Source organism: Longimicrobium sp., assembly GCF_036554565.1.
In the GTDB taxonomy this organism is placed as follows: domain Bacteria; phylum Gemmatimonadota; class Gemmatimonadetes; order Longimicrobiales; family Longimicrobiaceae; genus Longimicrobium.
This window is the reverse complement of record NZ_DATBNB010000159.1, coordinates 1-12457: the sequence shown is the minus strand read 5'-3', so window position 1 is coordinate 12457 and position 12457 is coordinate 1. Positions and strand designations below refer to the sequence as shown.

The window sequence follows — 12457 nt, the reverse complement described above, 5'->3', positions numbered from 1 at the left end:
CAGTCTCGATCGCGAGATAAAGCGCGGGCACGGACACCACCGATACGTTGCGGGTCGTTACGGTCTGCATAAGCGCCTCCAGGTTTGAGCGACCCAGAGAGCTTACATCGTGGCGGCCCGCTTTTACATGGTATCTGAGGCGCAGGCGCACCGAACCATCCCGTGCCTCACTCTCGCGCGCCGAAGGATCTAGCAGCGGATGGCTCTCAGCGCGGGCGCGGCAGCGGTCACCGTGACCGAGGCCTCGGCTGCCGTGGGGCCCTCACCCGTCCTCGCTTAGGCTCGTCCACCCTCTCCCACAAACAGCGTGGGAGAGGGGGTACACTTCGGGGTTTGGGTGCGGCGACGGACATAGTGGCCAGGCGCTGGCCCTGCTGGGGCGACTGAAGTCGCGGCAACAACGGCCCAAAGTCCGCCTGCGCGGACTGCACGCGCAGTCGAGCGTGCGAAGCCAGCCGAAGTGCAATCGAACTCTCCCCTCTCCGCATGCGCAGCATGCGGGGAGGGGCCGGGGGAGGGGCCAGCCGCGGCATGCGCGACGGCCAGTCTCACCCGGTCCTCGAGCCAGACGACGCGTCTCGGGCAGTCGTGACGCTGCCGCGCCCAGGCTTCAAGGCGTCCTCCGGCTAGATCCTTCGGCCCGCGTGGTGTGTGCTACGGGCGAGCAGCGTGCGCTTGGGCCTCAGGATGACAGGGCGTCGGTGTGCGCGAAATCTGCAGAAGCGCAGTTCAGGTCTCCCCCTCCCCTGCGCAGCGGGGGAAGGGGGCCGGGGGGAGGGGGCTCCCGCAGCATGCGAGGCAGTCCGTCGAACCCCAACCGAAGTCCCCCCTCTCCCGGCGCAGTTTGCCGGGGGAGGGGTTTGGGGGTGGGGCCTCCCGCAGCATGCGACGAAGCCAGTCGACCGCGAGACAGCCCTCCTCACCCCCGCCCGCGATCCTCCTCGCCGTACGGGTCGTGCGCGGCCATGTCGCGCCGGGCGCGGCGCTGGTCCAGCAGCCCGCGGATGTTGCGGTACGAGACGACCACCGCCGCCAGGCACCACCCCGCGGCCACCACGCCCATGATCGTCTCCATCGGACCCCTCAGGCGGAGGTGACCACTTCGACCATCCGGCCGCCGCGATCCGCGGGAACGGCGACCAGCGCGTCCGCCGCGGGAACGGTAAAGTGCACCGTCGTCCCCTGGCCGACTTCGCTCTCCACCCACATCCGCCCGCCGTGCGCGGCCACCAGCGCGCTGGCGATGGAAAGCCCCAGCCCCGCGCCGCGCCGGTCGGCCGTGTCGCCCTGCCAGAACGCGCCGAAGACGTGCGGCAGGTGCTCCGCCGGGATGCCGTATCCCGTGTCGGCGACGGAGATGCGGACGCACGCGCCGTCCGGGGCCGCGCCGATGGTGATCCGTCCGCCCGTGGGCGTAAACTTGATGGCGTTGCCCACCAGATTGCTGAGCACCTGAACTACGCGCGCGCCGTCGGCCAGGGCGCGGAGGCCGGCGGGGGCGTCGACGTCCAGCGTCAGCTTGCGGCCGGCGGCGATGGGCTGGAGCATCCCCCGCGCCGTGCAGAGCAGCTCGTGCACGTCCACCTCGGCCAGGTCGACGGTCGTCCTGCCACCCGCCCCCTCCAGCTGCGCCACGTCGAGCAGGTCCTGCACCAGGCGGTACATCTGCCCGGAGGTCTGCTGGATGTTGCCCAGCGCCTCGCGCACGTACGGGGAGGAGCGTGGGGAGAGCGTCTGCAGCACCATCTCCGACTGCATGGTGATGGACGCCAGCGGGTTGCGCAGGTCGTGGGCGACCACGCCCAGAATGCGCTCGCGCGCCTCCGTGGCGCGGCAGGCCTGCAGGTACAGCTGCCGCGTTTCCAGCAGGTTGCGCACGCGCAGCAGCACCTCGACGATGTCGAACGGCTTGGTCAGGAAGTCGCGCGCACCCTCGCCCAGGGCCGTGTCGCGGGCCTCGGGCGTCACGTCGGCCGTCAGCACCAGGACGGGGCGGTAGTCCCCGGGCTCCTCCATCTCCCGCAGCGCCCGGAGCACGTCGAAGCCCGTCATCCCCGGCATGTGCAGGTCCAGCAGCACCAGGTCCGGCCGGTGCTCGCGCGCCAGCTCCACCGCCTGAAACGGGTTCTGCGTCCGCAGCAGGTTGCCCAGCCCCGAGCCGGCCAGGATGCCTTCCAGCAGGTCGAGGTTGGCTTCTTCATCGTCCACCAGCAGCAGCGTGCTGCACGAAAGGTCCGGCGCGTTCACGCGTCACCTCGCTCGGAAAGGAACCGCTCCACCGTTTCCAGGAATTCGTCCACGTCGATGGGCTTGCTCAGGTAGGCGTCGGCGCCCAGCGCGCGCAGGCGGTCGTTGCTGGCGCGCGTGGCGTCGGCGCTGATGACGACGACGGGAATGCCGGCCGTCCGCGGGTCGGCGCGAAGGCGGCGAAGCACCTCGTCGCCCTGGATGTCCGGAAGGTGCAGGTCCAGCAGCACCAGGTCCGGCCGGTGCTCGCGCGCCAGCTCCACGCCGATGCCGCCCTGCAGCGCCGGAAGCACCTGCCAGCCCGGGCGGCTGAGCAGGATCGTCTCGACCAGGCTCAGGTTGGCCAGGTTGTCTTCCACGTACAGCAGCGTGGCCTCGCGCGCGCCGCTCTCCGCGGTGCGGGCGAGGGCGGCGCCGGCGTCTTCCAGCGCCTCCACCGGGTCGGCCGCGCCCGCCAGGTCCGCGCGGAACACGCTGCCCTCCGCGCCGGTGCTTTCCAGCGTCAGCGTGCCGCCCATGGCCTCGGTCAGCCGCTGCGAAAGGGCCAGCCCCAGCCCCGTGCCTTCCACCCCCGACGCCTCGGCGCCCAGGCGGGCGAACGGGGTGAAGAGCTGGTCGGCCTTTTCCTCCGGGATCCCCTTGCCGGTGTCCTGCACCCGCAGCGTGTACCCGTCCGCGGACGGCGTGCAGGTGATCTGCACGAAGCCGCCGGGGCGGTTGTACTTGATGGCGTTGCTCAGCAGGTTCAGCATCACCTGCGCGAGCCGCTGCCGGTCCGCCCGCACGAAGGCGTCGGGGGGGCTGACCGCGGGGCGCAGGGTGACGCCCCACTGCGCGGCCATCGGCCGCACCAGTCCCAGCGCCTCGTCCAGCAGGGGGGCCACGCGCACCGGCTCCAGCGACAGGTTGTGGCGGCCGGCCTCGATGCGGGCGATCTCCAGCACCTCGTTGATCAGGTTCAGCAGGTGCCGCCCGGCCTTGAGGATGTGCTGCACCGATTTCTGCTCGCCCTGCGCCAGGCTGGCGCGCGCCAGCAGCTGCGCGAAGCCCAGGATGCTGTTCATGGGCGTGCGCAGCTCGTGGCTCATCCGCGACAGGAACTCGCTCTTGGCGCGGTTGGCGCGCTCGGCCGCGTCCGTGGCCGCCCGCAGCGCCTCCTCCGTCCGCCGCCGCTCGGTGACGTCGCGCGAGATGACGACGATCCCCTCGTCCGCGGAGTCGGGGAGCAGGGTGCGGCCGATGCTTTCCAGCACCTTCCACTGCCCGTCGGCGTGGCGGAACCGGAACTGCACGGTGTGGCTGGTTCCCGGGTTCACCACCATCTGCGTGAGCGCCGTCCGCGCGTCTTCCACGTCGTGGGGGTGCATGAACGGGAAGGGCGTCTCGCCCAGCAGCTCCGCCGGGGTGTAGCCCAGCACCCGCATGATGGACGGGCTCTGGTACAGGTACACGCCCGTCTGGTCGAGCACGGTGATCAGGTCGGACGCGTTTTCCGTCAGCGCGCGGAAGTGCTCCTCGCTCTTCCGCACCGCTTCCTCGGCGGCCACGCGGTCCGTCACGTCACGGGCGTTGGCCACGATGCGCGGCTCGTGCGAGCCCGGCATCATGCGCGTCGTGGCCTCCAGCACCATCCACCGGCCGTCCTTGCGGCGGAAGCGGTAGCGCATGGTGCGGGGGTTCTCCGGCTCCAGCAGCAGCATCTGCATCTCTTCGGCGACGGCGGGGCGGTCGTCGGGATGCACGTAGTCGGCGGCCACGCTCCCCAGCATCTCGTCCGGCGTGTAGCCCAGCATCCGCTCGGCGGCGGGGCTGGCGTACAGCACGGCGCCGGTGACCGCGTCGTTGATGGTGGCCACGTCCGACGAGTTCTCGATCAGCGCGCGGAAGTGCTCCTCGCTCTCGCGAAGCGCCCGCTCGGCGGCGTTGCGGTCGGTGATGTCGCGCGAGTTGACGACGATGCCGTCCGCGGCGGAGTCTTCGGCCAGGGTGCGGCCCACGGATTCCAGGAAGTGCCAGACGCCGTCCTTGGCGCGGTAGCGGTACTCGATGGTGTGCGCGGTGCCGGGCTGGCCCAGGATGCGGCGGAAGGTGTCGCGCACCCGGTCGATGTCTTCCGGGTGGATGTTTTCCCACGCGCTGCGCCCCATCCGCTCTTCGGGCGTCCACCCCAGCAGACGCGGCATGGCGTCGCTTTCGTACGCCACCTGCCCATCCGGCCCCAGGATGGTGATGATGTCGTAGGTGTTCGCCACCATCCGCCGGAACTGGGCCTCCTGCTCGCGCAGCGCCCGCTCGGCCGCCAGCCGGTCGGTGATGTCGCGGGCGTTCACCACCACCTGCCCGCTGGATACGTCGGTGCTGGCGTGCGCCTCGAAGGTGCGGTAGCCGCCGTCCTTGTGCCGCACGCGGTACTGGATGGAGTAGACCACGCCGGGGTTGGCCAGCATCTCGCCCAGGCGCCCGGCTGTGGGCTCGCGGTCGTCGGGGTGCAGGTAGGAGAGGGGATCGCTGCCGGCCAGCTCCTCGGGATCGTACCCCAGCAGGTGCTGCACGCTGGGGCCGGTGTAGGCAATGCGGCCGTCCGGGTGGATCAGCTGCACCATGTCGCTGGCGTTCTCGATCAGCCGGCGGAACTGCTGTTCGCGCCTCCGCAGCTTGCGCTCGGCCGACTTGCGCGCGGTGACGTCGCGGATGACGGTGACGAACGTTGCATCCTCCAGCGGCACCACGCGCGCCTCGAAGTCGCCCATCCCCGACTCGACCGGGAGCTGGTACTCGAACTGCGCGATCTCGCCCGTCGCCTGCGCCTCGGCCATGGCCGCCTCGGCCTGGTCGGCGAGCATCGGGAGCACGTCGCGGATGCGCCTCCACAGGAACGCCTCGGGGGGTACGGCCAGCCCCGCGCGGGCCCCGGCGCGGTAGTCCAGGATGGTGCCGTCGGCGCCCAGGCGGAAGAAGAGGTCGGGGAGGGCGCGGAAGATCCCCTCCAGCTCGTGCGTGCGCTCCATCAGCGCCTCGCGGGCAGCCTCGTGCTCGGCCACCTCCTCCTCCAGCGCCTCGTTGGCCTGCGCCAGCTCGCCCGTGCGCTCGGCGATGCGCTGCTCCAGCTGCTCGTTGGCGCGGCGAAGCTGCTCCTCCGCGTGCTTGCGGGCGCTTACGTCGCGTCCCGTGGCGAGCAGCCGGTCCACCCCGCCCACGGTCACGCGGCGAAGCTGCACCTCGGCCCAGACGCGGCTGCCGTCCTTGCGGCGGCCCAGCCACTCGAAGCGCTGCGGGTTGCCGGCGATGGCCTGTTCCACGTACCCAAGCGCCACGTCCAGCGTGTACGGCGCCTCGTCCGCGCTGATGTCGGCCACCCCGGCGCCCAGCAACTCTTCACGGGCAAAGCCGAACATCTCGCACGCCGCCTGGTTGGCGCCGATGAAGCTTCCCGTATCCAGCTCGTGCAGGAAGATGGCGTCGGACGAGTGCTCGAAGATGGTGCGGTAGCTTTCCTCCGACTCCCGCAGGGCGCGCTCGGCCTGCTTGCGCTCGCGGATGTCGCGCACGAGGGCCAGGACGTGCGGCTTGCCCCGTACGTCGATGCGCTGCAGGCTCACCTCGCCCCAGATCTCCGCGCCCGTTTCGGGGTTGATGCTGAGCCACTCGAAGGTCTGCGGCACGCCTTCCACGGCGAGGCGGGCCTGCTCGAGGGCGCGCTCGGCGGTGTACGGGGGAGGGCCGTTCCAGATGATGGAGGCCGCGTCGGCCCGGAGCGCTTCCAGGGTGGTGCCGCACATCTGGCAGGCGGTGGCGTTCGCGTCCACCAGCTGCCCCGTTTCGGGATCGGAAACGAGGATGGCGTCGTTGGAGTTCTCGAAGATCTTGCGGTAGTTCTCCTCCGAAACGCGCAGCGACTCCGTCGCCAGCTGCTCTTCAGTGACGTCTTCCTGCACCAGCACTACCTCGCGCAGCTCGCCCGCCGGGCCGCGCACGGGGAACATCGACGCGCGGATCCAGCGCGGCCACTGCACCTCGGCCGAGGCCAGGGGCCCGCGGTTGGCGCCGTCGAAGAGCACGGGGGGGATGGATACCCGTTCGCCCGCCAGCCCGCGCTCCAGCAGGGGCCGCACCCCGGCCAGCTGGGGAACCTCGAGCAGGGAAGAGCCGCGCAGATCTTCGGTGCCGAACCCCCACAGCCGGGTGAATTCGGCGTTCACCTGCTGGATGATGCCGTCGGGGGTCAGCCTCTGCACCAGGTCCGGGTACTGCTCGAACAGGTCGCGGAAGCGCGCCTCGGAGGCGCGGATGGTCTCTTCGGCGAGCACGCGCTCGGTGACGTCCATCGACGTGCCGACGAGCCGCGCGGGCGTTCCGTCCGCCCCGGGCACCATCCTGCCCAAGGCATGGAGCCAGCGCGTCTCGCCGTCGGGCCTGATGATGCGGTAGCGGATACCGAGCGGGGTCCCCTCACGGACGACCGTCGCGCACGCGTCTGCGAGTCGCTCGCGGTCTTCCGGATGGACGAAGCTCATGAACCCGTCCAGGGTCCGCGGCCCGTCCCCGGGATCCAGCCCGTGAAGGCGGCACTGCTGCGCGGACCAGACGATCTCGTCCGTCGCCAGGTCCTGGTCCCAGCTCCCCAGCTGGGCGATCGCTTCCAGGTCGTCCACGTGCCGGTTGCGGCTGGCCAGATCGTCCTCGGCCCGCGAGCGTGCCTCGCCCTCCCACGCGGCGGCCAGCCGGTCGGCGAGGGCGGCGGCGAACGCGCCCTCCGCCTCCGTCCACGACCGCGCGCCACGGCGCAGGCGGATGAAGCCGGCGAGCGCGCCCTGGCTCCACACCCCGGCGTCCAGTGCCAGCTCGCCGCCTTCCGCGCCGGGGAGCACGGCCACGGTCCAGCGTGCGGCGGCCAGGGCGCCGGGGCCGGGCCACACGGCGGCGGCGTCCACGGTTCCCCCGATCGCCGATTCGTCTCCGTCGGAGGGCGCGCGGCCGTGGCAGACGAGCGCCTGGCCGTCGAGCGAGAGCATCCACAGCGCGGCCTCGCGGGCGCCGAGCGCGCGGGCGGCCGCGGCGAGCGCCTCGCGGGCGGTGTCGGCAAAGCGGGTGACGGGCGCGCGCGCAAGGCCGAGCAGAACGGCGTCGAGCGGCGGCGCGGCGCCCGTGGGCGCGGCGGACGAGGTGACCTGCATCGTTCGCGGGGAGAACGCTGGGAAACGCGGACCGACTGGGGAGGTGGGCGCGGACGTGGCGCCAGGGGAGAAAAGTAGGCACAAACGGCCGGATCTACAAGGGCGGATTGTACTTCGGCGACCGCGGATGAATCCGGCTGGCGTGAGCAGCCCGTACCCACTCTCACAAGCAGTCATCCAGCGACCAGTGACGAGGGATACGGACATGAACAAGACGATCGCAGTGATGCTCGCGGCGGCGGTTCTCCAGGGATGTGCCTCGGGCGGGACGGCCGAGATGGGGATGGATGGGCAGATGGGTGGCGCCACGGGGAGCCAGGCGTCGGTGATGGTGGGCGGCGCGGCGATGCTGCCGTCGCGCAACATCGTGGAGAACGCGGTGAACTCCGCCGACCACACCACGCTCGTGGCGGCGGTGAAGGCCGCCGGGCTGGTGGAAACGCTCGCCTCCGCAGGCCCCTTCACGGTGTTCGCGCCGGTGAACGCCGCGTTCGACGCGCTGCCGGCGGGCACGGTCGCCACCCTGCTGCGCCCCGAGAACAAGGCCGCGCTCACCGGCGTGCTGACCTACCACGTGGTTCCGGGCCGCCACACCGCGGCTGACCTGATGCGGATGATCCAGGCGGGCGGCGGGCGCGCCACCCTGAACACCGCCGCCGGCGGGACGCTGACGGCCTCGATGAGCGGAAGCAACGTGGTCGTCCGCGACGCGGGCGGAAACGCGGCGACCGTCACCATCGCCAACGTCATGCAGTCCAACGGCGTGATCCACGTGGTGGACCGGGTGCTGCTTCCCCGCTGACTCGGCGCGTGAAGGTGAAGCCCCGAACGGTACGCGCGAGCGGCCCGTTCGGGGCTTTCTGCTGTTCCAGTCCGGGTTCATCCGCCGGTCGCATCGAAGCTCCGGCTCGGGTCGGGCGAATGAATTCGCTGCAACAACCACACGAAGTCCGCCTTCGCGGACTGGCTTGTTTCGTGTGGCTACAACGATGGGGCGCGCCCCGACCTCTGTCCGCCCACGGAGCGCTGCCTCCGGCGCAATCTGTCATCCAGAGGCCCGAGCGCACTGAAGCGGCCCGCAGTGCATACCATGCAGGGCCGTGGGATCTTGCCGCGGATGCCTCTTGGCTGGGGCGCGGCAGCGGCACGGAACTCCGGGCCTCGGTCCTGATCCTCGCCCTGGGGGAGCGGCCCAAACCTCCCCGGGCGAATGAATTCGCTGCAACAACCACACGAAGTCCGCCTGCGCGGACTGGCCTGCTGTCGTGCTGCCAAGGGTGTCGTGCGCGACCTTGCTCCCGTTCACACCGCGCCGCTCAGACGTGCTGGGCGCGCCGAACGGTACTCGCCAGCGGCCCAGGGCAGGGCCCGCGGTCGCGCACCCGAGCACGGGGATGTCATCCCGATGGAGCGGCCACGGGAATCCAGCCCCACATCAAAGATGGCAGCGACTGAGGGATCCGCCACACAGCCTGCCGCCGACGAGGACTCCGGAATCACCAAGCCCCGGCGCTCTTCCTGGGGCACTCGGCCAGATGGGGGCCCACCACGCAAGTGGCGTGAGCGCGAACGTTGGGACGCGGTGGATCGCGACGTTTGGCGCGTCAGGCGGGGTGTGTGGCGGATTCCTCAGTCGCTGCGGGCTTTCTTGCGCGGGCAGGTCCGACGGGGCCGCTCCATCGGAATGACATCGTTCGTGTCCGCAGGTGCGATCGATTCTCCCTTCCCCTGGAAGCGGGGGAGAGAGCGGGCTCCCGCGGCATGCACCGGCAGCCAGTCGGAACCTCGATCGAAGTTCTCCCCTCTCCCGGCGCAGTTTGCCGGGGGAGGGGCCGGGGAAGGGGCCCGCCGGGGAAGGACTGCTAGCCGTCCGTGCGCCGCAGATCCCGCCCGGTCATCGCCGCCGGCTGGGGCACGCCGATCAGCCCCAGGATGGTCGGCGCCACGTCGCAGAGGGCGCCGTCCGCCAGGGCCGTGGCCGTCCGCCGGTCCTCCGGCTCAACCAGGATGATGCCGACCGGGTTCGTCGTGTGGGCGGTGTGCGGGCCGATCGTCGTCGGGTCCCACATCTGCTCGCAGTTGCCGTGGTCCGCGGTCACCAGTAGCGTCGTGCCCGTCTCGCGGCAGGCCGCCAGCACCTGCCCCAGCCCCTCGTCCACCGCCTCCACCGCCTTCACCGCCGCCTCCATCACCCCCGTGTGCCCCACCATGTCGGGGTTGGCGAAGTTGCAGACGAGCACGTCGTACTTCCGCGCGCGGATGGCTTCCACCAGCCCGCGCGTGACCTCGGGCTCGCTCATCTCCGGCTGCTGGTCGTACGTCGGCACCTTGGGCGAGGGCACCATGCGCCGGTCCTCGCCGCGGGGCGGCTCTTCGACGCCGCCGTTGAAGAAGAAGGTGACGTGCGGATACTTCTCCGTTTCCGCTGTGCGGAAGCTGGCGAGCCCGTGGGCCTCCAGGACGTCGGCCAGCTTGTCGCCCATCTCCTGCGGCGGAAACGCGGTGGGCAGGGGAAAGTTCTCGTCGTACTGCGTCATCGTCACCACGTCCACGCGGGGCCGCCCGGGGCCGCGGTCGAACGCGTCGAACGTTTCGTCGGCCAGGGCGCGCGAGAGCTGGCGCGCGCGGTCTGACCGGAAGTTGAAGAAGATCACGCAGTCGCCGTCCTTCAGCAGGCCGATGGGCTGGCCGTGGTTGTCCACCATCACCCGGGGCTGCACGAACTCGTCGGTCTCCCCCTGCTCATAGGCGGCGGCGACGGCGCCCAGGTGGTCGCGCACCCCCAGCCCCTCGCCGTACACCATCGCGCGGTACGCCTTTTCGGTGCGCTCCCAGCGCTGGTCGCGGTCCATCGCCCAGTAGCGCCCCATCAACGTGGCGACTTCCACCCCGCTGCCGCTTCCCGTGCGGCCGAACAGTTCCGTCATGTAGTCGCGCGCGGAGCGGGGCGGCGTGTCGCGGCCGTCCAGGAACACATGGATGTACGTCTTGGGGATGCCGTGCTTGGACGCGAACTCCGTCAGCGCCAGCAGGTGCGTATCCACCGCGTGCACGCCGCCGGGGCCGATGAGCCCCATCAGGTGAAGCGCGCTCCCCCGCTCCTTCACGCGGTTGACGATGTCCAGGAACACCGGGTTCTCGTGGAACTCGCCGGACTCGATGGCGGTGCTGATGCGCTGCAGCGACTGCATCACCACGCGGCCGGCGCCCAGGTTCAGGTGCCCCACCTCGGAGTTGCCCATCTGCCCCGCGGGGAGCCCCACCGCGGGGCCGTGCGTGGCCAGCCGCGCGCGGGGGTAGCCGCCTTCCTCCCACAGGTGCCGCCAGGTGGGCGCGTGGGCGCAGGTGACGGCGTTGTCGGGGGCGGGCTCGCGCAGCCCCCAGCCGTCCAGGATCACCAGGCACACGCGCGGGCGGGGCGACGAATCGGGCATGGTTGGGCGGTCCGGAAAGATGAACGTGCTTGACGGCGCCGCGGGGCGGTGCATATCTTGGGCGCAATCCCGTTGAGATGACCAGCAAACTACGCCGCCCGAACGGTTTCGCCACCCCGGGCCGCGGCTGCTCTCGACGCGCAAGGACTTCGCCGCTCCTCACCGCCGCGCCGCCATCGTGCACCGCGCGGCTCTGCCGGACCTCGCGCACCGCGCGCCGGCTGCACCACTCCGCCGGCCGGTCCGTTCCCAGAACACGTTCCACCGCCTAGCCTTCCGGGCCCCGCGCCCGGAAACGATCCGCCGTTCCCACGGCCGCAGTACACAGGAGTTTCAATGCACCGACCCCGCCGCACCCTCGCCACCGTCTGCTCCCTGGCCCTCGCCGGCACCGCGCTCGGCATGTACGCCCCCAACAAGGCCGCCCCGCCGCTCACCTGGTCGTCCGTGGTGCCCGCGTCGCCGGCCGCCGGCTCCCGCGACGCCGCCGTGCGCCTGGCCGCCAGCGTGTTCGGCCACAGCGGCAAGCTGCGCGCGGTGCTGACGGACCCCAACCGGCCGCTGAACCTGCCGATGGAGTGGGTGGAGGCCAGCCCCTTCGAAGCCTCGTACCGGTGGGTGCCGCAGGCCGGCACCGAGCTTCGCATGCTGGAGGGCGGCGGGTCGATGGTCACGGGGCTGCGGGCGCCGGGCTCCGCCGGGGTGTGGCGGCTGCACCTGGCGGGTACCGGCTGGCAGCAGGAGATGGGGGACCTGGCGGTGATCACCCGCGTGCCGTTCTCGGAAAAGCGCGGCGGGTTCCTGAACGGCTACCGCATCGGCACGTACGAGACGGAGCGCACCATGCGGCAGGGCGCCTACGCGCCGCCCTCTGGCTTCATCGAGGTGACCGAGGCCAACCAGGACCTGCAGGTGTCGGAGCACTTCCGCCTGCGGAACTTCCTGACCAAGGACCAGTTCGGCGTGTGGCCCAAGTACCTGGCGCTGGACCTGAGGCTGATCGACAAGCTGGAGCTGGTGATCCAGGAGCTGAACGCCATGGGCGTGCGCGCCGAGCAGGTGGCGGTGATGAGCGGCTTCCGCACCCCCGCGTACAACGGCCCGGGCGAGGGCGGGCGGGCGCGGCTGAGCCGCCACACCTACGGCGACGCGTCGGACGTGTGGGTGGACAACGACCGCGACGGCTACATGGACGACCTGAACGGCGACGGCCGCCGCGACACGAACGACGCAATGGTGGTCCTTCGCGCCGTGGAGCGCGTGGAGCGCCGCTACCCCGAGCTGACGGGCGGCGCGGGCGTCTACCGCGACAACGGCGCCCACGGGCCGTTCATCCACATCGACGCCCGGGGCTACCGCAGCCGCTGGTAGGCCGAAAAAACTTTTCACGCAGAGGACGCAGAGGTAAGGGAGAGGACGCAGAGGGCATGCAAGCGCCTCTGCGTCCTCTCTTTCTTCTCTGCGTCCTCTGCGTGATACCCGTTACGGAGCCGGAGCAGTCACGGGGCGGTTGAAGGCGCTCGTGACCGGACGCCCGGCCCACTCCGCCGGCACCTCCACGCCCAGCAGCCAGAGCGTGGTCGCGGCAGTGTCGAAGGTGCG

At 71.2% G+C, this 12457-nt stretch carries 6 protein-coding genes; 2 read left to right on the top strand and 4 right to left on the bottom strand.

From position 1 onward, the window contains the following. Positions 1-919: 919 nt before the first annotated feature. From VIB55_RS04400 to VIB55_RS04390, 3 genes are read right to left on the bottom strand one after another with little or no spacing between them, the layout of a single operon-like run. Positions 920-1075, bottom strand: coding sequence for a hypothetical protein (locus VIB55_RS04400; RefSeq protein WP_331875454.1), 156 nt, complete (start codon positions 1073-1075; stop codon positions 920-922). An 8-nt stretch (positions 1076-1083) separates the two neighbouring features. Next, complete coding sequence (locus tag VIB55_RS04395; protein ID WP_331875453.1) at positions 1084-2247, bottom strand: sensor histidine kinase; 1164 nt, start codon at positions 2245-2247, stop codon at positions 1084-1086. Continuing rightward, positions 2244-7421, bottom strand: coding sequence for a PAS domain S-box protein (locus tag VIB55_RS04390; protein WP_331875452.1), 5178 nt, complete (start codon positions 7419-7421; stop codon positions 2244-2246). Before VIB55_RS04390 ends, VIB55_RS04395 begins: the two co-directional genes overlap by 4 nt. A 205-nt stretch (positions 7422-7626) precedes the next feature. Here VIB55_RS04390 and VIB55_RS04385 point away from each other — a divergent pair, with 205 nt between their 5' ends. Beyond that, a complete protein-coding gene (locus VIB55_RS04385) occupies positions 7627-8223 on the top strand; it encodes a fasciclin domain-containing protein (RefSeq protein WP_331875451.1) in 597 nt (198 codons plus the stop codon). 1060 nt (positions 8224-9283) lie between these two features. Here VIB55_RS04385 and gpmI read toward each other — a convergent pair. Further along, positions 9284-10855, bottom strand: a complete 1572-nt coding sequence (gpmI, locus tag VIB55_RS04380) for a 2,3-bisphosphoglycerate-independent phosphoglycerate mutase (RefSeq protein ID WP_331875450.1) — start codon at positions 10853-10855, stop codon at positions 9284-9286. Positions 10856-11191: 336 nt separating this feature from the next. Between gpmI and VIB55_RS04375 the strand changes: the two genes are divergently transcribed. Beyond that, on the top strand, positions 11192-12226 hold the full coding sequence (locus tag VIB55_RS04375; protein WP_331875449.1) for a hypothetical protein: 1035 nt from the start codon (positions 11192-11194) through the stop codon (positions 12224-12226). The last annotated feature ends 231 nt before the right edge of the window (positions 12227-12457 follow it).